The following is a 22163-nucleotide window of genomic DNA, read 5'->3' on the forward strand; positions in this document are numbered from 1 at the left end:
GAGCAGGTAATTCCTCGGTAATAGGATATTATAAGGTATGATACCATACGTTATTGTATCTTATGCTATAATAAGATACTAAATTATACGTTAATATAACTTATAATTCAAAATTTAGTTGATTTTTCACTCTTCCTATACCCTCAATCCATTAAGGATTAATGGTTACTATAAGATATAATATTATATCCTACTATAGAATAGAGTACCATATAATAAAGTATAATAGGGTATACACATGCCGGTATGTAAAAGCATTCATTTACAATTCATTATGTTCACAGCTGACATATCCATATTTAAATTATACCTTTATCTTATGGCATTCAGCTTTAATCATTAAATTAATGTTTCAAGACAAAATTATAGAAAGGAATTTCCTATGCAAAAGAAATTACCCAAAAGTTATATGACTGATGCTGAACGCGAGGAATTGCGAGCAGGGGGACTTTCTCAAGATGGTATTTATACCGCTGAGTCAGAAGCAGCAGATCATGCTGGTGATGACAAAGCAGCATGGGAATGGTTAGCAATGACCGAACTTCCAGCGCATACACTTCTGTTTCTTAAAAAGAGACATGGAGCACAATTTATACGTGATATGGGATTTTCTACTAAAGATGCTGATGAAGAATATGGTCCCGATTGGTTAGATAAGGATGTTATCATAGGAGGTTATCATTTCTAAAGGATTTGAGGATTTAGAACGTATTTTTGTTCGCGAAAATAATTGTGTAAAAGGTCTTGATGAAGCATGCCAAGTAATGGCATCTCATTATACGCGTTTGGGAAATTCAGACAAAGCGCGTTTACCAGATATTGAAAAGTCTATCCTTTTCGAACAGTGTAATGTCCTTTAAAGAAATTAAGTTAGAAGCAAAGTAGATGGTGCTTAAAAATACAACGCAAGCTAAACAGGTAAATTTTTCTTCAAAAAAGCACATCTACCATTATACCATGCGTCTTTTAAAAGCGGCGTGGAGCATAATTTATTCGTGAGATTAGAAAGTTTTCTTGCACGTTTAACCTTCTCCTCACCCTAAAGGACAAAGTTTTGGAAAACATAGACTAAAAACATCCCGTACGGGTTTATTTTATTGTAATCAAACCGGAAAATGATAAAATCATCCCGAAAGGGATTATCATGATTAAAACCAGAGTAAAAATATTGGGTTTGATTGTTAGAAATACACGCAAAAAACAAGGATTAACACAAGAATAGTTAGCAGCTACATCAGGGGTTGGGGTGCGATTTGTCCGTGACTTAGAAAGAGGTAAAGAATCTTGTCAAGTTGGAAAAACCATGCATGTGCTTGCGATGTTAGGTCTCGATATTACAATTGAAAATGAAAAATTATGACCCGTACCCTTGACGTTTATTTGCACATTCATAGGAAATTCCTTGTCTGTAATTTGTCTTGAAACATTAATCGAATGATTAAAGCTGATCAATCAACCACAAAATTGCTTTCTGTTTTTTAGGTTTGAGTTGTCTAAAACCTTTTAAAAGGAATAATTCTTCTTTACTGGAAATTCCTTCATCATAAGAGGATACAATATTCCTTTTTGGGGAAATATCGGTATCAAAAAAGGAGATATCAACATCTAGTAAATTAGCGATTTCTTGTAAATGTCCAGCTCCCACACGATTTAAGCCTTTTTCATATTTTTGGATTTGTTGGAAGGTTATTCCTAATTGTCTTCCTAATTCTTTTTGAGAAATTCCCATGAAGCTTCTTCTGAAGCGAATTTTTTACCTACAGAAATGTCATTAAAATGTGGGTTTTTGGTTTGCATTTTTACATAATAAAATAATTTCAGAAGATTGGCAATAAGCATAGTTTTTTACTTACAAACTTTGTTTTTTAATGAGAGGCTACTACCTCTCAACTTCTCTGTGCACTCACCAAAATCATGACGTCAGACCCGTGTTTATCGAAGGAATAACAATCCTAGGTTCTTAAGATCAAGGCAACTCCTTTGGGGCCCCTAACGGCGATCTTGACCCAAAACCTAACGGATTGTTTTATCCTTCTCACGCGGCTCCGAAATCATGATTAGAAGGAGAGCTTATCCTGAATTTGGGAGTGAAGACGATTATTTTCGTGACGAGTATTATGATGAGTTTGATATAATAACAGAGAGTATGAAAATGCTGTTGTTTAAATAAAGATATGGGCGCGGGGGGCGCCTGTTTTTAAATTTATTAATGTAGATAATAATGGATTATAAGAGTAAAAAAGACGAGAATATTTGCTAACAAACTAGCTCCTATGAATACCATGTAATTTCTGATTTTTTTTAAAAATATTTCCATTTTTTCATCTACATTCGATTTTATGATAGATATTTTGGATAATGATAGTTCATATGATTTCATTTGTTCAGAAATGGAATTTAAGTTTTTCTGCACTTCTTCGTTTATTTCTTTTTGTATATATATGGCTGCTTCAGTTATTAATTTACCAGCTGCTTTTTTTTCCTCCTCTACCATATCATTACGTGCAGTTAAAATGTAATTAACCATTTGATTTTGATGTTCACGAAGTGTTTTTAAAGCTGAATTTAGTACTGTATCAGACAAAAAAACAGTCATGAGAATTGGATCATTTGGTGGAATAAATTGATTAAATTCTAGAGCTATTTTTTGTCTAATGGCATCAATATCAATGGACATTTTATATTCCTGGAATAATAGCTATTTGATTAAATAACATATTTTTTACACGTGCTAATCGGCTTTTAGCCATAATACTGAATTCATTTGAATTTGTAATTTCATTAAAGGTTAGTTTTTTATCAAGCATTGTTTTGATATCTTCACCAAAAGTGCTAGATGTCTGCTGTGGAATTGTAATAATAGCTGAAATTCTTTCTTTAGTTTCTTCAAATATTTTCATTTCTTCAAAGTTTTTTCCATTGGCTGTTATGGGTCCAAAAAATTCATTTTTCCACACCACAATATTTGCTGTTTGTGGAATTTGGGTACATATAGAAAATAATCCAGATAATGTATCGGCTAATGCTTGTCCACCAGTGATAATTGTATGAATAATTACATTTTTTTTAGCAGTGGCTAATATATCAAAAGCTTCGTTTTCTTTTAAATAATAGGCTAGGGGTAAAAATGTTGTCGCTCCATTATCAATAACATATTGGCAATTAGAATTAAGCAATTCTTCCATAAGAGCATCAAAATTACGTGGAATAATTACACTTTGCTCGAGAAGTTTTAAATGTTTTACATTAAAATTTTTGTAGTTAGCAAAAGTTTGATTAACAGGATCAGTGTCTATACCTTTTACGTCTATTTTGTTTTCTAGTAAATATTGCATCACAAGACTAGCTACAAAGGATTTTCCTACTCCTCCTTTACCTTGTAAGGTCATGTGAATATTTGTCATATCATATCCTCTAATTTTTTGTTTGTATCGTGTATAAATGTACGTGATTTTTGTTTTGTTGTGATAGGATTAGCAGAAGCAGCTTCTTTGGATTCAGTTTTTACTGATAAATCTGATGAAGCCCTCTCAAGATTTTTTCTAAAATACTTCCGCACATATGATGCTAGGGCATCATATGAAATATTTAAATTTGGATTTTTTCTTAAAATTTCTTTTAGGGAATACCCTTCTTCAATAGATTTTAGAATTAAATCTTTGTTGGCTATAAAGACTATTCGCATTTTCCCCCATTTAGTTTTTTGTTTCATTAACTTTCCATATTTTTATAGAATTTTCAAAAACTTTACAAAATTTATTAAAACTTTACAAAAAAATAGTTATTATTGTCAATCAAAGAAATATTTTGGTAAGTTTTAGAAAGATTTTTTATTTTAAAAAATGGCAAGATGTGTAATGTAGCGCTACGCAACTAACATTACTCAACTTATTCGCATAAATGCTCAACGTATCTTGCTCTACGAGGTCTGATTGCTACCGCAATTTAGGAGGATAAAAATGACACGACCACGAAAATACAGATTAAGTGTTTGGTGCACATTTGAAGAAAAGGAAAGCATAGAAGAAAATGCCAAACAGACGGGTTTATCGATTTCCACTTATCTACGTACTACTGGACATCTTGAACCTGTAAAAGCTAATATAGATTATGAGGCAGTAAAATATTTAACTAAGTTGCAGGGTGATTTAGGAAGAGTAGCAGGCTTATTAAAATTATGGTTAGTTACAAATAATGGAAAGGGTGGAGCGCCAAAAGATATAAATCAAATGATGGTGGATTTTCGTGCACTCCAAAAACAAATTTTTGAAAAAATATCCACTTTATGATTGCTAAACGTATTGAAAGAAAAAAATCAACATCAAATATAGCACGATTGGCTCGTTATATTATGGATTTAGATGGTGGAGTTTTGCCAAGAGATTGGAAACTTACATCTGATTACATACTTGATAGCAATATACAAAATAGTAAAAAGGTATCATCAGTAAGAGTTACAAATTGTCATACGGACGATCCGGTTATGGCAACAGAATTCATTTTAAAAACTCAATATCAAAATAAAAAATCAAAGTCTGATAAGACATATCATTTGGTTTTATCTTTTCCAGATGGAGAAATTCCAGAACAACACACACTTTATGAAATTGAAGATAAATTTTGTGCTGCGTTAGGTTACGAAAATCATCAACGTATTTCAGCTATTCATAAAGATACAGATAATATGCATATTCATATTGCTATCAATAAAATTAATCCTGAAAATTTTCGTAATCACGAACCTTTTTTTGACAAACGTACACTTATGAAAACCTGTCAAAGAATTGAACAAGAATATAACTTGATCAAAACACCACATGGACTTGAATATGATATTGAGAATATAAAACAACCAAAGACAAAGGATTTTGAGTATAGGAATGGTGTTGAATCTCTTTCAACTTATGTTGGAAGGATAGCTAAGGAACTTAATTATACAGATTGGTTAGCATTGCACAAAAATTTTGCCGATCATGGTCTTGTTATAAAAAAACAAGGAAATGGATTAGTCATAGGAGCTCCTGATCTTAATTTATGGGTTAAGGCTAGCAGTTGTAGTAGAACATTATCTTTAAGAGCTATTGAAAAAAGACTTGGTCCTTATGAAGATTCTAAGACAACTGTACAAAAGCGATATGTACCAACTTTACATGGAAAAAATAGTAAGGCTGAGACACTTTTGTACTCTCGATATATGGAACAAAAAAGTGCAAACGATTTAGAAAGGCGAGAGAAATATCAAATATTACGGATGCAAAAGGCTGCTTTTTATAATCAGCTGTTTATTTGGTATAAACAACAAAGTTCCTTATTGAGACTTATGCCTAAAGGTTCACGCACTGGACTACGAAATACGTTAAAATTACAAAAATCATTACGTCAACAAGAATTAAGAAAAAAGCAGGCGATAGCTAAAAGAAAATTAGCAGAAACCAGATTTCCAAATTGGTTTGATTGGTTACATCAACAAGCAAATATTGGTGATAAAGATGCTATGGATGTTTTGTATTCAATGAATAAACGTCGTATTGCTTTGTCTGATAATTTATTAACTGCCAAAACGGCTAGAAAAACAGGGATATTTTTACGTAATAATTTAAAACCTTCTTTTTTGAAGAATGGAAATATTTTGTATAAAAGCATTGATGGTGGAACCATTATTGATACCGGTGAAAAAATTCACGCGCAAAAATTCACTACAGGGTCTGCTTATATTGCGTTAAGTCTCGCTGTTGAAAAATTTAAAGATCAGCCTCTCATATTAAATGGTACAGAGGACTTTAAAAAAGAAGTTGCACGATTGGCTGGTATTCATGATATGAACGTTTTATTTTCTGATCCTATTCTTAATGACCTTAAAAATGAAGTAAGTCGACAGAAAAAAAATAACATTAATGATCCAATTCAAGAATGGATAAAAGAGCGCAATCAATATGCTAAAAATTTTTTTCATGTTATGTGGAAAGGTGAGGAGGCTGTATTTAATTATACAGGGCGTAGGAGAGTTGGGGGAAAAAACATTCTTCTTTTTGAATTAAACAATAAAATTTTTGTTAAAGAAATTTCAAAAAGAAGCTTTATTCAAGCTGGATATTGGAAAAAAGGGGAAAGAGTTAAAATTACAAAAAACAAGATCCAAAATCTTTCAGACAAAAATAAAGAGATTTAAAGCTAGTGTATTTTTCCCACAAAACCATATTTTTTTTGTTTGAGATAATTATTTTATGGATAAATGAAAATTGGTTTCTTCACAAAAGGCAAAAGATATTTCATAAGAAAGTTAATTTATCTTTAAAGAATAGTAATTAGTTTTAAAATTGGGGGGGTAAGTGTGAAGAAAACTGAAGATTCCACAAAGGATAAACCCTCTAATCCATATATTAGAGCGCGCAAAGAATGGATGGAAAGGTATGGCGAATATGTTCATGCTGCCAATAATTGGCGCTTAGCAACTTTTGGAATGATTATCATTACTGCCATAGCAATAGGAGCGTTTATTTGGAAAACAAATGAACAAACTATCATTCCTTATATTATACAAACCAATTCAGTAGGTGAGGTAACACACTTATCGAAAGCAAATGTTGCAGCTCAACCGAACGCAACGCATATTCGGGCTGCATTACGCAATTGGTTAATTGGAGCGCGTACAGTTTACGTTGATATGAGAGCGGAAGAAAGTCTTATAAATCAAACATATTCAATGACTTTACCACAATCACCAGCTTATGCTATGCTTGTTGAATACCATAAACAAAATGATCCTTATTCTCGTGCTGCGGATGAGACGGTAGAAGTTCAAGTTAATGCAATTGTTCCCGTTTCTAGCGATACTTGGCAAATCGAATGGACTGAAAACAGAAGAGCGCGGACGGGTGCCCTTATTGATACTAAACTTTGGCAAGCTACAGCTACAATTGTTTTAGCAATACCCAAAACTGAACAGCAAATAATGGTAAATCCAATAGGACTGTATGTTAAGCAATTTGCTTGGACATCAAGACTTTAAAAACAACCATAGTAAATGAGTAAAGCGGGGTTTTTATGTTTAAAAAAATTATTTTTTTGAGTTTAGTTGTTTTAAAGATGTCAGCAGCTATGGCAACAGATGTATCACCCAACGTTAAATTTGTTTCTCCTCAAAAAATACCTCTTACTGATAAGGAGGCATGGGGAATTAAATTAGCAAATCAATGGAAGAATAATCCCAAAAGACCTATATATTCTGGGGATGGTAGTGTTAAATATCTTTATGGGGCTACTTTGCCTACATTGGTTTGTACACCATTAGAAATCTGTACGATTCAATTGCAAGTTGGTGAAACTGTAAATTCTTTACATGCCGGTGATACGGTACGGTGGAAAATTAGTCCTAGCGTAAGTGGAACAGGAGCAGAAGAAACAACTTATATTGTTGTAAAGCCTACGGATGCTGGTTTAACGACAAATCTCTTTATTACGACTGATAGAAGAACTTACATGATTAAACTAGCTAGCACGCAAAGTTCTTCAATTCCTATTCTTTCTTTTATTTATCCGGATGATACAGATCAAGATTGGGCTGCCTATAAAGCGGCTACAGATAGGAGCCGTACTACGCTGCCAACAGGACAAAACTTAGCGGCTCTTGATTTTAACTTTCGTATTACGATTAGTGATCCAAAAATTAAATGGTACCCAAGACGCGTTTATACAGACGGCTTTAAAACTTACATTGAACTGCCTGGAGATGGTATTAGAGGAACAGCCCCAGCTTTAATTGCTATTGGTGATGATGGTGGTTTTTTAAAAAAACCTAGCGAGAGATTAATAAACTATCGCATGATTGGTAATAGGTATGTTGTTGATACAGTTATTAGCAAAGTTGCTCTTATTTCCGGTGTAGGAAGCTCTCAACAGAGAGTAACAATTATTAGAGGTAATTAAGATGTTAAAATATTTATTGCTATTACCTCTTTTGTTGACAGTTGGTTGCACATCTGTGAACTATCGTTCATCTTTAAATTACGTTGATCAAAATGTTACTGAGAATGATGCAAATTTAATTACTAGCGACTTTGTTAATTATCTCAGAGATTCTTTACCACCCGCAACAACAACACTGATTGTAAAAACAAGTGATACAGAAGATAAATTTACGTCTCCGTTGATCAATCTATTACAACGGAATGGTTATGGTGTTAATTATACAGATGAACCAGAAAAACATAAAAACACAGGTATAATTTTAACTTACAAAGTTATGCCAATGGATAAAGGCATAGTATTGGTAGCGCGATATGGTTCAACTGAAGTAACACGTTATTATGTACGTTTAACAACTGGAAAAACTGTACCGGCTGCTCCTTTTACTGCTCGTGTAGATGATGGAGGAAAAGGGTGACAAAAAATCCAAAACTTGATCCTTCTGATTCACCGGATTTTTTTACCATAAAATCCAAAGGACGTAATATACGACGATTAAACAATCTACCTTTGATAGGGGCGATAGGTGTTTTTTCATTCGCACTTATTGGTATTACTTATACTTTTATATTGCGTCAGCAATCTAACAGTGTTGATTTAGAAGACCAAAAACGCTTATTTGTGGATGAAACACCTTTGCCGATACGTCCAGAAGGAAATGATTATGTTGAACCTAAATTACCAGAGGTTTTACCACCAAAATCAACTAATGTAGGTATTCCAATTAAGACCAAACAATTAGAAGAAAGCAAACTAGAACAAAGCCCAATTGACAAAGTTGTAGATGAAGAAGATGAAGTACAGAAAAGATTATTAAAGCGTATTAAAGAAAGACGTTTTGCTAAAATGGAAGCTGCTTTGGATTCTGAACCTATGATTTCTTTCACAATGGATTCAAAAACAAAAACGCAATCTCAAATACAGGATAATAATCCTCAAAAAGCAACTCTTGAAAGTTTATTTGGTCGTGGAGTAGCGTCTAATGCATCATTGTACAATGGTAATGGAGGACGTGACCCTAATATGCAAACACAAAAAATTGCTTTTTTATCACAATCGCCAGAAGCAGCAGTTTATTTAAAAAATACGCGTCAAGAAGCAATCAAGGCAAATCTTGAGATTAAGGCTGGTACAATTATTCCTGGTGTTATGATTAGTGGTGTGAATAGTGATTTACCTGGGCAAATTATAGCTCAGGTAAGAGAAAGTGTTTACGATTCAGCTACTGGTCAAAATGTTTTAATTCCTATAGGTTCAAGACTTATTGGAACATACGATAGTAGGGTGTCTACTGGTCAAAAACGCGTACTTATTGCTTGGTCAAGAGTTATTTATCCCGATGGTTCTTCATTATCTCTTGGAAATATGCCGGGGTCAGATCAATCTGGTTATGCGGGATTTAAGGATAAGGTGAATAATCATTATTTGAAAATTTTTGGGAACGCTTTTCTGCTTTCTATTATTTCAGGAGCTTCACAAATGTCTCAAAAAACAGCTAAGATAGACAATGATGAAAGTAAATTAGCAACAGCAAAAGAAACGTTGGCGGCAGAGCTTGGTAGACAATGGGGTGAAGTTGGTATTGAAATGACTCGTAAAAATCTAGATATTCAGCCAACAATTACTATTCGTCCTGGTTATAATTTCAATATAATGGTGACAAAAGATATCATTTTACCTGCTTGGCGAGGACATCCAATGGCTGCATTTCCTTATTAATTTTTTAAAGGCTTTCCTTTGAGAAGCAAGAACTTTTTATTAAATCAGGTTGAGATGGGAAATTCACGGCGAGCATGTACTACAGAATCTTCTAAAAGTTTCTTCATTCGTCGTGCGGCAGGTGGACTTTCGTAAGCAATGTAAGTTAAAATTTTATGTAAATCACTGTGAGCAGAAGCTAACCAAATAATAGATAACATTAAGACTTCTTTTTTTCTGCTTCGATTTGGTCTATTATATTATCCATTTCAGCCATAACTTCGTCGTGTGAGATAGCAGGATGAGGATTTGCAAGGCTAACTCTTACCTTTTCACGCAACCAGGTGGTATAACTCGTTTCCTGTTCCATGGTCTCAAATTCTGAAATTAGCGGAGAAAGAACAGTCTTCATGGTAGACTTTCCTTTTCACTCTCTCTATTAAATGTAATTACTCTTAGTTATGTTGTCAATTTCAACTCATTAAGAATAGTTGTTTTTATCCGTCTTGTGGTAGAAGTTTGTATTTTAGGACAAATAGTAAGTTAGTACGTCTCAAAACTTATAATATATGATATATTCCAAAATAGCAAAAAATATGTATCATAAATCATATATTTATATTATGATATAAAAATTGTATCTAAAAAGATTTATGAGACAAAAATGGCACTTCTAGGTTATGCGAGAGTATCAACTAATCAACAAAAATTAGCTCTTCAAATTACTGAACTTAAAAATGCTGGGGTACGCGAAGATCGTGTATTTACTGATATAAGTACAGGTTCTACAGATAAACGTGAAGGGTTGCAACGGTTGCTTTATCGAGCAGAAAGAGATGATACTATTCTCTGTACAAAAATGGACAGACTTGGGCGTAATACTGCTGATATGATCTCTATTGTTGATAGTTGTTACAAGAAGGGTGTGTTTATTCGTTTTCTGGAAAATGGTTTTAGTACTGAAGGAACGATGGGGAAAATGGTTATTCAAATTTTAGCTGCTGTAGCAGAAGCTGAACGTGCACGTATTTTAGAACGAACCAATGATGGACGGACTGCTGCGATGGCAGCAGGTATAAAATTTGGTCGAAAGTTTCATCCAAAGACAGAGATGGCAATTGCACTGATTAAGAAGAGCCTATCCTCCAAAATTGTTAAGGAAAAAACAGGGATTTCTCATGCTACCTATTTTAGGATTAAAAAACGGCTTTCTATAAAAAATTAGAGACACTTTGATTGATCAGATTCAAGTATTAAATTAACATGAATAAGCGCTACAAAAAGGAGTTTTCCATGAAAAAAGAATTACCAAGGAGTTATATGACTGATGCTGAACGCGAGGAATTGCGAGTAGGCGGTTTAGATCAAGACTGTATCTACCTTGCTGAATCAGAAGCAGCAGATCATGCTGGTGATGGCAACGCAGCATGGGAATGGTTAGCAATGGCTGATCTACCAGCTCATACGCTCTTATTTCTTAGATCTCAAAATGGAGCACAATTTATTCGTGATATGGGATTTTCTACAAAGAATGCGGATGAGGAATATGGTCCAGACTGGTTAGACAAAGGTGTTATGATAGGAGGTCATTATTTTTAAAGAATTAGAACGGATTTTGTCTCGTGAAGAAGGCTATGTGAAAAAAATCAATGATACATTAGCCGCTAAGAAATTATGTGATGTACGAAATGATTTGTGTAGTCATATTCGTAACGTTGGAAAGAGCGGGGATTTATCATCGCTTCTTGATACAGAGCGTGGCATAATAAAAAATGATTTGTTGCGGTATTCCAATAGTAAGGCAATGTCTAATAGCCTTAAAACGGCATTGGTTGAAATAGATGTTGTTAAAAAGCATGTTGTGCTTGTTTGTGATCCTGTCCAATATGAGGTGATAAACGAGGCTTATAGTTTATCCAAAAATCGGAAAGGTGGTTTGCCTTATGACGAGGCACGACAAGCAATAGCATCTCACTATACGCGTTTGAGAAATCTCGACAAAGCTCGTTTAACATCAGTTGAAAAATCAATCATTGATATGCGGATGAATAATATGAAGATAATGCGTAAGCTTTACGAAAAAATGCAAGCTAAAGCTATTGGTATAGATCTTGCGCGTGATAAAGGGCATTCTCTTTAATAAAACAAGAATAAGTCTTGTACATTTGTTTTTTGTATGTGTATAGCGAATGCTGTAATTAAATGGGGGGAAATTGGAAAATCATTCTACACATATACCCAAAAGAACATCTCGATTAAGATATATCTTTTTTTTCGGGATTTATTTTGTTGTTCTTAATCAGTTTTGCACACAGTATTTAGCGCATATTTTGCATTATAGTTCCTCTCTTGGGTCTAATTTTAAGGGAATTTATTCATCATTTTCTTGGTTTTCTTGGGTTTTTAGATTTTATGATTATGCCCCTAGCCAGTGTAACATAATATTTGTTCTATTTTGTATTGGCATATTAATTGGTTTGATTGGTTTTACTCTTTGGGCGGGTTTTGCGTCAAGGAGTAATAAAAGTACTGATGATCTTCATGGAACAGCGCATTTTGCGACTTTTAATGAAATTCAAGAAATGGGACTTATACCATATAACCAAAAAGGAGAAGGTGTATATTGTGGAGCCTTTTCTGATCCCAAAACGGGAGTTTTGCATTATTTACGTCATGATGGACCAGAACATATAGCCGCTTTAGCACCTACGCGTTCTGGTAAAGGTGTTGGTTTAGTTGTTCCTACTCTTTTAAGTTGGCCACATAGTCTCTTTGTTCTTGATACAAAAGGTGAAAATTATGCCATGACTGCGGGATGGCGTAAAAAACATGCCGGAAATAAAATTTTAAGATTTGATCCAGCAGAACCAAACGTTGGATGTTCATGGAACCCATTAGGGGAAATTCGTTTCAGAACACGTTATCAAGTGGCAGATGCACAAAACATAGCTTTAATGGTTATTGATGATGACGGAAAAGGAATTGCAGGCGATCATTTCAGATCCGCTGCTTTTGAACTTTTAAATGGTGTTATTCTTCATGCTCTCTACAAAACAGAGAAAATTGGACGGATACCTTGTTTGCAGGATTGTGCACACATGTTAACGGGAGTGGGAGATTTTGCTTCTGTCGTTAAAGATAATGATGACTTTGATGAAGATAATGATCCCAAAGCGCTTTCTGCTTTGTTTCACGAAATGGAAAATCTTGACATAAAAAGTGATGATCTTCTGTTTAAAGAGGCAGATAAAGAAGCAAAACTTGTTATTAATGGTGTTGGTCGTCGTATGGCTGGAACACCAGCTCGTGAATTAGGGTCTATTATTTCAACAGCAAATAATGCTTTGTCTCTTTATAGAGATCCTATTGTGGGTGAAAATACAAAGTATTGTGATTTTTATATCAGTGATTTGATGGATACTGAAACGCCGGTTTCATTATATTTTATTACAACACCCCGCAATTTAGATAGAATGAGACCCTTAGCACGATTATTATTAACGCAGATGGTGCTTTCTCTTTCAGATCGTATGGAATTTGATGATGGGAGATCGAAAACAGCACACAAACACCGTTTACTTTTAATGCTTGACGAATTTCCAACGTTGGGAAAATTGGATATCTTTGAAAAAGCTCTTGCTTATATTGCTGGATATGGTCTTAAAGCTTATATCATTACACAAGATGTGCAGCAGCTCTACAAAGCTTACACAACAAATGAAAGTATTATTTCGAATTGTCATATTCGCATTGCTTATGCGCCTAACAAAGTCGAAACAGCTGAGTGGATGAGTAAAATGGCGGGGGAAACAACGGTTGTTCGTGAAAAGATTTCAACTTCTGGAAAACGCTTTGGTATGGCGCTCGAACAAGTTTCAACGTCTTATGAAGAAACACGTCGTCCATTGATGACGACTGATGAAATTATGCGCTTGCCTGGAGCAAAAAAAGATAATTCAGGAAATATTGTTGAAGCTGGAGAAATGCTTATTTTTGTAGCTGGAAATAGTGTAATTCGGGGAACTCAAATTCTTTATTTCTTAGATCAAACTTTTTCAGAAAGATCAAAAATTTCTCCTCCTATTCCTGATCGCTTGCATCAGAGAAATGAAATCAAACAAGACAAAGAAGGCTTTGTTGTCTCATGAAGCGAGTTATGGTGATAATATCTTTATGTTCTATTACTATTGGCTGTTTTGTTTTGTTTGCTTTCTCTCAAGGATTTAGAATTAATTATTCGCACTCTGCTCCTATAGGAATTTGGAAAGTAAATTACTTTCAGAAAGAAATGCGAAGGGGAAAATTTATGGAAGTTTGTCCTCCGGAGGTACCTATCGTTAAAATGTTTATTGAAAAAGGGTATCTTCAATCAGGAGCTTGTTCTAGTGGAGCTATACCTTTTTTGAAACCATTGGTAGCTATTTCTGGTGATATTGTTCACGTAACGGAAAAAGGTATCAGTGTTAATGGTCATTTATTGAAAAATAGCAAAAAAAAGAGGGGGGTATTAGGTATACCGAATGGAGAATATCGCGTTTTAGAAGGATATGCTTGGTTTATCTCAAGTTTTGATCCTGTAAGTTTTGATAGCCGCTATTTTGGGGCTGTTCCTGTTATGAATATAATGGGTTCCGCTAAACCCATTTTAACTTTTCAGAATTGAGATTTTAATAATGAAACAAACAAGAATAGACGTTGTTCCTATCCTTTCTTCAACTTTAAATGATGCTTTTATACCTGGAGTACAGATTCCATTGAGTTTAGAAGAAGCTGAAAGTTATGGGATATTTTTAGAAACAGCTTTTTCAGAAGAAGATGCTTGGGATTCATGTACTACAGATTCATCTGAAGTTGAAAACTCTAATGGTATATAGGGGGGAGTAATGAGTTTTGAATATGCTAAAACGGTAACAAATCATTTTATCACACAACTCCAACAAGGGATAGCACCATGGCAACAACCGTTGCTTCCTGGATATGTGAGATCTCCTTATAATCCCAAAACCGGTAAAAGTTATAGCGGCATTAATAATCTTTGGCTTGCAAGCCAAAAATATACTGATCCACGTTGGCTTACATATCAGCAAGCAAATGAAATGGATTGTAGAATAAAAAAGGGAATGAAAAGTACAAATATTATTTATTGGAAACATGATGAAAAGATTTCTGTTTATGATGAAAATGGCAACAAACACGAAAAACTAAAACCGCTTTCTGAACCTCGTTTATTTTTAGCTAAAGTTTTTAATGGTGAACAAATTGATGGATTACCTCCATTGGAACCACGTCCTATTTTGTCAGAGGAAATAAGATATGCACGAGCAGAAACACTTTTAGCTTCATCAGGTGCAAAAATTGATAGTGGTGATAGAAACCATGCTTTTTATCGTGGTGGTGATATTGATACCCTTTGTTTGCCAAAACGACAACAGTTTGATTCAAAAGATTCTTTTTACGCAGCAGCATTACATGAACTTGGACATTGGACTGGACATTCTTCAAGGCTTAATCGTGATATAATATATCCTATAGGTTCTTTAGGATATGCTAAAGAAAAGCTTAGAACAACTATTGCTTCTTTTTTGATTGGGGAGGAATTGAGTATAGGTTATGATCCAGTCAATAATGTTTCATATGTTTCTTCATGGATTGAAGTTATGCAAAATAATCCAAAGGAAATCTTTAGAGCTGCTTTTGAAGCAGAAAAAATAAAAAATTTTATAATCGGGTTAGAAAATATTAAAGCTATTGATGTTGAGAGAGAGTCATCTGTATTTGTTAACAAAGATCATAAATTGGATAATACAGAAAAGATTTTTTTGAATGTTCCTTATTATCAAAAAGAAGAAGCAAAAAAATTGGGAGCTAAGTGGGATAAAGATGCAGAATCCTGGTATGTTCCTGTTGGTACAAATTTAGTCGAAAAAGATTTAGCTCGCTTTTCTCATGATAATACAAAATTAAACACAGTTTTATCAATTGAACAACAATTTAAGGAGGCACTTCATTCTGTTGGTTTAATTGTCGAGAATCCACTTATGGATGGAAAATTGCACCGTGTTTCCGTTGAAAATGATAAACGCGGTCAAAAAAGTGGGGCTTATATTGGTTATCTCTCACCAGGTGGAGGATATATTCAAAATTTTCGCAGTGGTGAAAAAATTTACTGGAAACCAGAAAAAGTTGTTTCTTCTTTATCTTTAGAAGAAAAAAAAAGATTGATCACAGAAGTTAGAGAAAGGCAGAAAATTTTAGAAAAAGAGATTGCTGAAAAACAAAATAATGCAGCAAGATTAGCTTCTCAAATATGGGAGGCTAGTAAAATAGCAACTCCAGATAATGCATATTGTAAGCTTAAAGGTATAAATCAAACAGATGACTTAAGAGAAGTTCCCAATGATTTTCCGGAGGAAATTAAGAAACAAGGTGTAATGGTTGCAAAATCTCTTGAGGAAGCAAAAGAAATAAGAAAAAACAATCCTAATATACGTACATTTTTAGCGGGAGATTTAATTATTCCGTTACGGGATAAAAATAATCATTTAAGCACGCTTCAGATGGTTAATCCTACTTTCAAATCTTTTATGAAAGATGGAAAAAAACATGAGTGTTTTACGGTTGTAGGTTCTAGTGGTGCAGGACTATCTACCCTTAATAATGATTTAGAAAAACCTATCCTTATTGCGGAAGGATATGCAACAGCATCAGCTGTTGTGCAGATGACTCATATGCCTGTTGTTGCTGCTTTTGACTCTGGAAATTTAAAAAATGTAGCCAACGTTATGCGTGAAAAATATCCAGATCGTATTATTTTGATTGTTGCAGACAATGATCATGCTACGCAAGAAAAATTACTTTCTAATGGAAAAAAAGGAACCAATGTTGGAATTACCAAAGCTTATAATGCAGCAGTAGATGTTGGTGGTGGAGTAATTTATCCAGAATTTAAGAAAGAAGAAAAAAACTTTTCTGATTGGGATGATTATAAAAGAGTGTATGGTAGTGATAAAGCCAGAGAGACTTTTATGTCTAAAATGAAGATAGCCGAAATAGAAGCAAGAGTGATGGTAGAACGACTTCAAACACTTGCAAATGTGCAAGATCAATTTGCTATTGATGATCCAACAACAGCGCTTGATGATCAATATGTTTATGAAGAACGTGAGGCTGCTAATCAACTTCGTCAAAGAGCTAATACGCTTAATGGTCATAATATTAATTCAAATGATAGAGCTATGATTTCTCGTGTTAGATCTCATCTTTTGCAGAGTAAAGAACAAAAAATTTCTCAAAATCCTAATACAATGTCATATAGAGAAAGAAAAAATCACGAAATTGAAAATGACCTTTAACAGTTTATTCGCGGGTGATAAAGGGCATTCTCTTCAAAAATTGTAGACTTTAATTAACAGAAATGTGGATACTTGGTATTTGCAGTGGGGATTTTTGTTGTTTAAATTCAATCTTTAAATTAGAATGCAGGCGTTATTTTAGACAAAGCTTTAAGTTTTACATTCTTCTCATTATTCAGAGTAAACGGGGGTATATTCTTAAAAGCGGGGATGGGAGAATGACTGTCACAGCATTTAAAGATGGGCACAGTTCAGAGCAAGATAGACGTCTCATTGAGAAGCTGCGTTTTGAATTTGGACAGCAGGTATGGGATTATCTAGACGATCCTACAGTCATAGAAATTATGTTAAATCCCGATGGCACTTTGTGGGTTGAACATTTGGGAGAACCCAAAAAAGCTGTCGGCGTGATGGAAGCGCATAGGGCAGAAGCCGCTATGGGGACAGTAGCTACAGCTCTTGGAACTCAAATTACCAAAGAAAGTCCTATTCTTGAATGCGAATTACCCATGAATGGAAGCCGCTTTGAAGCGGTTATTCCACCTATTGTTTCAGCCCCAGCATTTACAATCCGAAAAAAAGCGACGCAAATTTTTACTTTGGATGATTATGTAGCAAAAAAAATTATTACTCCACATCAAAAGTTAGTTTTAAGTGATGCGGTGAAAAATCACAAAAATATTCTTGTTGTTGGGGGAACAGGAACAGGAAAAACTACCTTAACAAACGCAATTTTAAAGGAAATGACAGATACATATCCAGAAGAGCGTTTTGTTATTATTGAAGATACAGCAGAACTTCAATGTGCAGCACCTAACACCGTGATATTTCGAGTTGTAGAATATATTGATATGATACGGTTGTTAAAAGTGACCATGCGTATGGCTCCAGATCGTATTATTGTTGGTGAAGTGAGAGATGGCGCCGCTTTAGCATTACTAAAAAGCTGGAATACAGGACACCCAGGAGGGATAGCGACAGTTCATGCTAATGATGCAACGGCAGGATTAACAAGAATTCAACAACTAATATCAGAAGCAAATGCTGCTCCTATGCAATCGTTGATAGCCGAAACAATTGATGTCGTACTAAGCATTGAAAAAACTTCATCTGGTCGAACAGTTAAAGAAATTATTGAAGTTTGTGGGTACGACCATGCAACCAATAAATATATAGTAAATCTCATTCATTAAAAAGGAGCAAAATATGCAATTACCTTCAATACAGACAAAAAATAACTCATATAATCATATTGTGATATTTTTTCTTATTGTAGGAGTAGCATTTCTGCTCTGTCTTATTTTAGGAGATATAGCACATGCTTCTGATGCAGGAGCTGGTGGAGGAGCATCTCTACCATGGGAGGGACCTCTTAAGAAGTTGGACAAATCAATTTCTGGACCCGTTGCTTTTGTTGTTTCTTTATTGGGGCTTGTTGCTGGTGGAGCTACATTGATTTTTGGTGGTGAAATTAGCGAATTTACAAAGCGTATTATTTATCTTGTTTTGGTTATCAGTGTAATTGTTTTTGCACGCAGTCTTCTTACAGGTGCTCTTTTTTCTGGTGCTGTTGTTCCTGCTAGCGTTTTGGTTGGAGGAATTTAATGGGAGAAAAACGGTATACACAACTGTTTCGTTCTCTTCACAGACCTCAACAAATTATGGGGGGCGAACGAGAATTGATGCTGTTATCAATGCTTTTAACTGGTATTCTTATCGTTTCAGCAATGAATATTGTAGCAGCAACTATTGGTATTTGTATTTGGTTTGTTTCTCTTTATGTTCTACGGAGAATGGCAAAATTTGATCCCGTTTTATCTCGAATTTATATTCGTCAATTGAAATATCGTAGCTATTACCCTCCTTTTTCACGTCCATTCCGTGTTGCAAAGTCAACAAGGGTATATTGATGCTTAAGTTAAAACATTTTCGCTCTACGCTTGCAGGACTTCCTGATCTTTTAAATTTTGCAGCTTTAATTGATGACGGCATTATTTTGGGAAAAGATGGTTCTTTGTTGGCTGGTTTTTTCATTCGTGGGGATGATCCCATGTCAGCAACAGACACAGAACGAAATTATATAACAAGTTTGGTTAATACGTACCTTTCTCGATTTCATTCTGGGTGGGCTATATGGGTAGATGCCATACGCATAGAGTCACCAAGTTATTCAGATCCAGAATTATCTCATTTCCCTGATCCTATTACAGCATTGATTGATGCAGAAAGGCGGTTCTATTTTAAGAAAAGTGAAGTGCATTATGAGACAGAGTATGCTTTGCTAATGCAATATCTACCACCTACTCGGAAATCATCAAAATTAGGGGAAATTATTTATGATGATGATACCATTGAGTCAACTACACCCGCTGAACGTTTGCTTGATGAATTCAAAAAGAAAATAGATGATTTTTATATTGGTCTTGGTGATCTGCTTAAAATGCAGAGGATGAAAACAATCACTATTAAAAATGGTGATGACGTCTACGACAGTGATCAACTTGTTAATTATTTACATTATGCGATTAATGGCGAAGCGATTGCTCTTCGCATACCAGATTGTCCAATGTATTTGGATTCATGGCTTGGTTATACTGATTTATGGTCTGGAGATATTCCACGACTTGGAGATAGATTTATAGCATGTATTTCAATCGATGGCTTTCCAATGGCTAGTTATCCTGGAATATTAGATATTCTTGATGGTTTACCTTTACATTATAGATGGTCAAGTCGTTTTATATTTATGGACCAGCATGAAGCTGTTGCAGCGTTAAATAAATATAGGTTGAAATGGCAACAAAAAGTGAGGGGATTTTTTTCGCAGGTTTTTAAAACCAATAAAGGGACAATTAATACTGATGCTTTGTTGATGGCTCAACAAGCTGAAATAGCAATGAACGAAGCTCGTTCAGGTCTTGTTGCTTATGGTTATTATTCACCAACAATTGTTTTGATGCATGAAGACCGTGAGGTTTTGGCAGAAAATGCACGATTGGTTAGACGCGAAATTGAACATAAAGGTTTTGCAGCACGCATTGAAACAGTCAATACAATGGAAGCATGGTTAGGATCAATTGCTGGTCAAACTTATCCAAATATTAGACGTCCACTAATTAATACTCAAAGTTTGTCTGATATGTTGCCTCTCTCAAGTGTATGGCCGGGTCTACAATATAATCCTTGTCCACTTTATCCTGATAATTCTCCTGCTTTAGCTCAAGTTGTCACAACAGGAGCAACGCCATTTCGGATTAATTTACATGTTGATGATGTTGGCCACACACTCGTATTTGGTCCAACCGGAGCAGGAAAATCAACACTTTTAGCTTTTTTATTAGCACAAGCACGTCGATATTGGTCAAGAGAAACAGATGAGAATGGCAAGCATTTACCAACTAATATTACTGCTTTTGATAAAGGGCGTTCATTATATACGTTGTGTCATGCTGTAAATGGTCGTCATTACGATATTGGGGAAAGTGATAGTGCTGTTGGTGCTCTTATGCCTCTTGCAGAAATTGATACAGAAGCCGATAATTTGTGGGCGCAAGAATGGATTGCTATTTGCTATGAATTGCAAACTGGACAAGCGCCGTCTCCTAAACAAAAAATGGAAATTCATCGTGCAATGAAACAAATGAGACAAACACCTAAAGGTATGCGCTCACTTGGAAATTTTGTTACGACGGTTCAGGATGAGGCAATCCGTCAAGCGCTTGCACATTATACAATTTCTGGCGCCATGGGACATTTGTTAGATGGTCAAGAACAATGTGAAGATTATAATGATTTTATTGTTTATGAAATTGATGAACTTATGAAGTTAGGTGATAAGAATGGCTTGCCTGTCTTATTGTATTTATTTAGACGATTTGAAAGAAGCTTAAAAGGACAACCCTCTATTCTTTCACTTGATGAAGCATGGATTATGCTTGGCCACCCTGTGTTTCGTGAAAAAATCCGCGAATGGTTAAAAGAATTAAGAAAAAAGAATTGCCTTGTAATTATGGCAACGCAAAGTCTCTCCGATGCAGTTCGTTCTGGTATTCTTGATGTTTTGTTGGAACAATGTCCTACCAAAATTCTACTTCCTAATGAGGAGGCAGAAACAAAAGGAGCCGAGGGAGCACCTGGGGCGATAGATCTTTATAGAATGATTGGTTTAAATGATAAAGAAATTAAAATTATAAAAACAGCAAAAAAGAAAAGGCAATATTATTATAAATCTATTCTTGGACGTCGTCTTTTTGAATTGGGGTTGGGTGATCTTGCTCTTTCCTTTGTAGCAATTTCTAGCAAAGAAGATCTTGCTAAAGTCAAAAAACTTATAAATGAAAATAGAGAAAGTTGGTCTTTAAAATGGCTTGAAATGAGGGGAGTTCATTATGAAAAATACCTTGAAGAAACTTAAATCTTTTTCTGTTATTGGTGTGTTTTGTTTAGTAAATTGCGGTTCTATAGTTTATTCAACGAATGCTTTTGCAATTTTTTGCACAAATTGTGCAACTGTTTGGAACCAAATGAACGGATATGTTGAAGCTGTAAATACACAACTCAACACTGCTAAACAACTTCAAACACAGCTTCAACAATACAAGGATATGATAAAACAGGGACTTTCATTTTCGAGTCCACAATTTGATGGTTTACAGAGTACCTTACAAAAATTGAAACAAGTTTATCAAGATAGTCAGAGCATTTCTTATAATATGGGAAATCTAAATAGTAGGTTTGAACAAATGTTTCCTGGTTATGAAAACTATTTAGAAAACTCTGGAAAAATAAGTCCAACAAAAGACTATAGAAAATGGTCAGAAAGAGGTCTTTCTAATTCACGTATTGCCATTGAAGCAGCAGGAATTAACACGAGTAGCTTTGATGACGAAGACAAACTGATGCAAAAACTTGTTAATCGTTCGGCAAGCGCTGAAGGGCGTATGCAAGCGATTCAAGCTGGAAATGAAATTGCCGCACAACAAGTAAAACAGTTGCAGCTACTTCGGGAGCTTGTTGCTAATAATACCACTTTACAAGCAAACTACACAGCCAATGAGATAGAGCGCAGAGCAAAATATGAAGCTGATGCTGAAAAGTTTTTTGAAACAAAATCGCCAGATACAGATCGTGGACATGAATTTTAAAAAT

General features: G+C 34.6%; 24 protein-coding genes. 19 read left to right on the forward strand and 5 right to left on the reverse strand.

What is annotated here, in order from left to right:
• Positions 1 to 382 precede the first annotated feature (382 nt).
• Positions 383 to 688: a hypothetical protein gene (locus MCY_RS08540; RefSeq protein WP_007347971.1), complete on the forward strand. Its 306-nt coding sequence runs from the start codon at positions 383 to 385 to the stop codon at positions 686 to 688.
• A gap of 750 nt (positions 689 to 1438) precedes the next feature.
• On the opposite strand, the gene MCY_RS08545 is transcribed toward MCY_RS08540, so the two are convergent.
• From MCY_RS08545 to MCY_RS08560, 4 genes are all read right to left on the reverse strand, one after another.
• Positions 1439 to 1729 carry a helix-turn-helix domain-containing protein gene (locus MCY_RS08545; protein WP_007347972.1) on the reverse strand — a complete coding sequence of 97 codons (291 nt, stop codon included), beginning with the start codon at positions 1727 to 1729 and terminating at the stop codon, positions 1439 to 1441.
• Positions 1730 to 2206: 477 nt separating this feature from the next.
• Positions 2207 to 2677 (reverse strand): hypothetical protein, encoded by a 471-nt coding sequence (locus MCY_RS08550; protein ID WP_007347973.1) that lies wholly within the window; start codon positions 2675 to 2677, stop codon positions 2207 to 2209.
• 1 nt (position 2678) lies between these two features.
• The gene (locus MCY_RS08555) at positions 2679 to 3404 is read right to left on the reverse strand and encodes a nucleotide-binding protein (protein ID WP_007347974.1); all 726 of its coding nucleotides are present in this window, start codon (positions 3402 to 3404) and stop codon (positions 2679 to 2681) included.
• A complete protein-coding gene (locus MCY_RS08560) occupies positions 3401 to 3712 on the reverse strand; it encodes a TraK family protein (protein ID WP_007347975.1) in 312 nt (103 codons plus the stop codon). Before MCY_RS08560 ends, MCY_RS08555 begins: the two co-directional genes overlap by 4 nt.
• 247 nt (positions 3713 to 3959) lie before the next feature.
• On the opposite strand from MCY_RS08560, the gene MCY_RS08565 reads away from it, so the two are divergent.
• From MCY_RS08565 to MCY_RS08590, 6 genes are all read left to right on the forward strand, one after another.
• The gene (locus tag MCY_RS08565; protein ID WP_007347976.1) at positions 3960 to 4289 is read left to right on the forward strand and encodes a plasmid mobilization protein; all 330 of its coding nucleotides are present in this window, start codon (positions 3960 to 3962) and stop codon (positions 4287 to 4289) included.
• Positions 4286 to 6169 (forward strand): TraI/MobA(P) family conjugative relaxase, encoded by a 1884-nt coding sequence (gene traI / locus MCY_RS08570; RefSeq protein WP_007347977.1) that lies wholly within the window; start codon positions 4286 to 4288, stop codon positions 6167 to 6169. Before MCY_RS08565 ends, traI begins: the two co-directional genes overlap by 4 nt.
• 162 nt (positions 6170 to 6331) lie before the next feature.
• Entirely contained in the window at positions 6332 to 7009 is a 678-nt protein-coding gene (locus MCY_RS08575) for a VirB8 family type IV secretion system protein (RefSeq protein ID WP_007347978.1), read from the forward strand.
• A gap of 35 nt (positions 7010 to 7044) precedes the next feature.
• Positions 7045 to 7926, forward strand: a complete 882-nt coding sequence (gene trbG / locus MCY_RS08580; RefSeq protein WP_007347979.1) for a P-type conjugative transfer protein TrbG — start codon at positions 7045 to 7047, stop codon at positions 7924 to 7926.
• A 1-nt stretch (position 7927) separates the two neighbouring features.
• Positions 7928 to 8383, forward strand: a complete 456-nt coding sequence (locus MCY_RS08585; RefSeq protein ID WP_007347980.1) for a hypothetical protein — start codon at positions 7928 to 7930, stop codon at positions 8381 to 8383.
• Entirely contained in the window at positions 8380 to 9684 is a 1305-nt protein-coding gene (locus MCY_RS08590) for a TrbI/VirB10 family protein (RefSeq protein ID WP_007347981.1), read from the forward strand. The genes MCY_RS08585 and MCY_RS08590 overlap by 4 nt, the downstream gene beginning before the upstream one ends.
• 199 nt (positions 9685 to 9883) lie before the next feature.
• Here the strand turns inward: MCY_RS08590 and relB are convergent, their stop codons facing one another.
• Positions 9884 to 10075 carry a type II toxin-antitoxin system RelB family antitoxin gene (gene relB / locus MCY_RS08595; RefSeq protein WP_007347983.1) on the reverse strand — a complete coding sequence of 64 codons (192 nt, stop codon included), beginning with the start codon at positions 10073 to 10075 and terminating at the stop codon, positions 9884 to 9886.
• A 252-nt stretch (positions 10076 to 10327) separates the two neighbouring features.
• Here relB and MCY_RS08600 point away from each other — a divergent pair, with 252 nt between their 5' ends.
• From MCY_RS08600 to trbJ, 12 genes are all read left to right on the forward strand, one after another.
• Positions 10328 to 10888: a recombinase family protein gene (locus tag MCY_RS08600; RefSeq protein ID WP_007347984.1), complete on the forward strand. Its 561-nt coding sequence runs from the start codon at positions 10328 to 10330 to the stop codon at positions 10886 to 10888.
• Positions 10889 to 10956: 68 nt separating this feature from the next.
• Complete coding sequence (locus tag MCY_RS08605; RefSeq protein ID WP_007347985.1) at positions 10957 to 11262, forward strand: hypothetical protein; 306 nt, start codon at positions 10957 to 10959, stop codon at positions 11260 to 11262.
• Between the two features lie 16 nt (positions 11263 to 11278).
• A complete protein-coding gene (locus MCY_RS08610) occupies positions 11279 to 11803 on the forward strand; it encodes a hypothetical protein (protein WP_007347986.1) in 525 nt (174 codons plus the stop codon).
• Between the two features lie 73 nt (positions 11804 to 11876).
• Positions 11877 to 13811, forward strand: coding sequence for a type IV secretory system conjugative DNA transfer family protein (locus tag MCY_RS08615; protein ID WP_007347987.1), 1935 nt, complete (start codon positions 11877 to 11879; stop codon positions 13809 to 13811).
• A gap of 8 nt (positions 13812 to 13819) precedes the next feature.
• Positions 13820 to 14326, forward strand: a complete 507-nt coding sequence (traF, locus tag MCY_RS08620; RefSeq protein ID WP_244427372.1) for a conjugative transfer signal peptidase TraF — start codon at positions 13820 to 13822, stop codon at positions 14324 to 14326.
• A 10-nt stretch (positions 14327 to 14336) separates the two neighbouring features.
• Positions 14337 to 14537, forward strand: a complete 201-nt coding sequence (locus tag MCY_RS08625) for a hypothetical protein (RefSeq protein WP_007347989.1) — start codon at positions 14337 to 14339, stop codon at positions 14535 to 14537.
• Positions 14538 to 14546: 9 nt separating this feature from the next.
• Positions 14547 to 17015: a zincin-like metallopeptidase domain-containing protein gene (locus MCY_RS08630; protein ID WP_007347990.1), complete on the forward strand. Its 2469-nt coding sequence runs from the start codon at positions 14547 to 14549 to the stop codon at positions 17013 to 17015.
• Between the two features lie 218 nt (positions 17016 to 17233).
• Positions 17234 to 18208, forward strand: coding sequence for a P-type conjugative transfer ATPase TrbB (gene trbB / locus MCY_RS08635; RefSeq protein ID WP_007347991.1), 975 nt, complete (start codon positions 17234 to 17236; stop codon positions 18206 to 18208).
• A gap of 13 nt (positions 18209 to 18221) precedes the next feature.
• The gene (locus MCY_RS08640) at positions 18222 to 18620 is read left to right on the forward strand and encodes a TrbC/VirB2 family protein (RefSeq protein WP_007347992.1); all 399 of its coding nucleotides are present in this window, start codon (positions 18222 to 18224) and stop codon (positions 18618 to 18620) included.
• Positions 18620 to 18925: a conjugal transfer protein TrbD gene (locus MCY_RS08645; protein WP_007347993.1), complete on the forward strand. Its 306-nt coding sequence runs from the start codon at positions 18620 to 18622 to the stop codon at positions 18923 to 18925. The genes MCY_RS08640 and MCY_RS08645 overlap by 1 nt, the downstream gene beginning before the upstream one ends.
• Positions 18925 to 21429 carry a VirB4 family type IV secretion/conjugal transfer ATPase gene (locus MCY_RS08650; protein WP_007347994.1) on the forward strand — a complete coding sequence of 835 codons (2505 nt, stop codon included), beginning with the start codon at positions 18925 to 18927 and terminating at the stop codon, positions 21427 to 21429. Before MCY_RS08645 ends, MCY_RS08650 begins: the two co-directional genes overlap by 1 nt.
• Entirely contained in the window at positions 21404 to 22159 is a 756-nt protein-coding gene (trbJ, locus tag MCY_RS08655; protein ID WP_007347995.1) for a P-type conjugative transfer protein TrbJ, read from the forward strand. Before MCY_RS08650 ends, trbJ begins: the two co-directional genes overlap by 26 nt.
• Positions 22160 to 22163: the final 4 nt, after the last annotated feature.

It is taken from the genome of Bartonella rattimassiliensis 15908, assembly GCF_000278215.1.
GTDB lineage: Bacteria > Pseudomonadota > Alphaproteobacteria > Rhizobiales > Rhizobiaceae > Bartonella > Bartonella rattimassiliensis.

What these genes read in the sequence shown, in the direction of transcription:
- MCY_RS08565 (WP_007347976.1), top strand. Translation starts at nt 3,960, where the DNA reads ATGACACGACCACGAAAATACAGATTAAGTGTTTGGTGCACATTTGAA.
- traI (WP_007347977.1), top strand. Translation starts at nt 4,286, where the DNA reads ATGATTGCTAAACGTATTGAAAGAAAAAAATCAACATCAAATATAGCA.
- relB (WP_007347983.1), bottom strand. Translation starts at nt 10,075, where the DNA reads ATGAAGACTGTTCTTTCTCCGCTAATTTCAGAATTTGAGACCATGGAA.
- traF (WP_244427372.1), top strand. Translation starts at nt 13,820, where the DNA reads ATGGTGATAATATCTTTATGTTCTATTACTATTGGCTGTTTTGTTTTG.
- MCY_RS08630 (WP_007347990.1), top strand. Translation starts at nt 14,547, where the DNA reads ATGAGTTTTGAATATGCTAAAACGGTAACAAATCATTTTATCACACAA.
- MCY_RS08555 (WP_007347974.1), bottom strand. Translation starts at nt 3,404, where the DNA reads ATGACAAATATTCACATGACCTTACAAGGTAAAGGAGGAGTAGGAAAA.
- MCY_RS08585 (WP_007347980.1), top strand. Translation starts at nt 7,928, where the DNA reads ATGTTAAAATATTTATTGCTATTACCTCTTTTGTTGACAGTTGGTTGC.
- MCY_RS08600 (WP_007347984.1), top strand. Translation starts at nt 10,328, where the DNA reads ATGGCACTTCTAGGTTATGCGAGAGTATCAACTAATCAACAAAAATTA.
- MCY_RS08605 (WP_007347985.1), top strand. Translation starts at nt 10,957, where the DNA reads ATGAAAAAAGAATTACCAAGGAGTTATATGACTGATGCTGAACGCGAG.
- trbG (WP_007347979.1), top strand. Translation starts at nt 7,045, where the DNA reads ATGTTTAAAAAAATTATTTTTTTGAGTTTAGTTGTTTTAAAGATGTCA.
- MCY_RS08625 (WP_007347989.1), top strand. Translation starts at nt 14,337, where the DNA reads ATGAAACAAACAAGAATAGACGTTGTTCCTATCCTTTCTTCAACTTTA.
- MCY_RS08540 (WP_007347971.1), top strand. Translation starts at nt 383, where the DNA reads ATGCAAAAGAAATTACCCAAAAGTTATATGACTGATGCTGAACGCGAG.
- MCY_RS08550 (WP_007347973.1), bottom strand. Translation starts at nt 2,677, where the DNA reads ATGTCCATTGATATTGATGCCATTAGACAAAAAATAGCTCTAGAATTT.
- MCY_RS08650 (WP_007347994.1), top strand. Translation starts at nt 18,925, where the DNA reads ATGCTTAAGTTAAAACATTTTCGCTCTACGCTTGCAGGACTTCCTGAT.
- trbB (WP_007347991.1), top strand. Translation starts at nt 17,234, where the DNA reads ATGACTGTCACAGCATTTAAAGATGGGCACAGTTCAGAGCAAGATAGA.
- trbJ (WP_007347995.1), top strand. Translation starts at nt 21,404, where the DNA reads ATGAAAAATACCTTGAAGAAACTTAAATCTTTTTCTGTTATTGGTGTG.
- MCY_RS08560 (WP_007347975.1), bottom strand. Translation starts at nt 3,712, where the DNA reads ATGAAACAAAAAACTAAATGGGGGAAAATGCGAATAGTCTTTATAGCC.
- MCY_RS08545 (WP_007347972.1), bottom strand. Translation starts at nt 1,729, where the DNA reads ATGGGAATTTCTCAAAAAGAATTAGGAAGACAATTAGGAATAACCTTC.
- MCY_RS08640 (WP_007347992.1), top strand. Translation starts at nt 18,222, where the DNA reads ATGCAATTACCTTCAATACAGACAAAAAATAACTCATATAATCATATT.
- MCY_RS08645 (WP_007347993.1), top strand. Translation starts at nt 18,620, where the DNA reads ATGGGAGAAAAACGGTATACACAACTGTTTCGTTCTCTTCACAGACCT.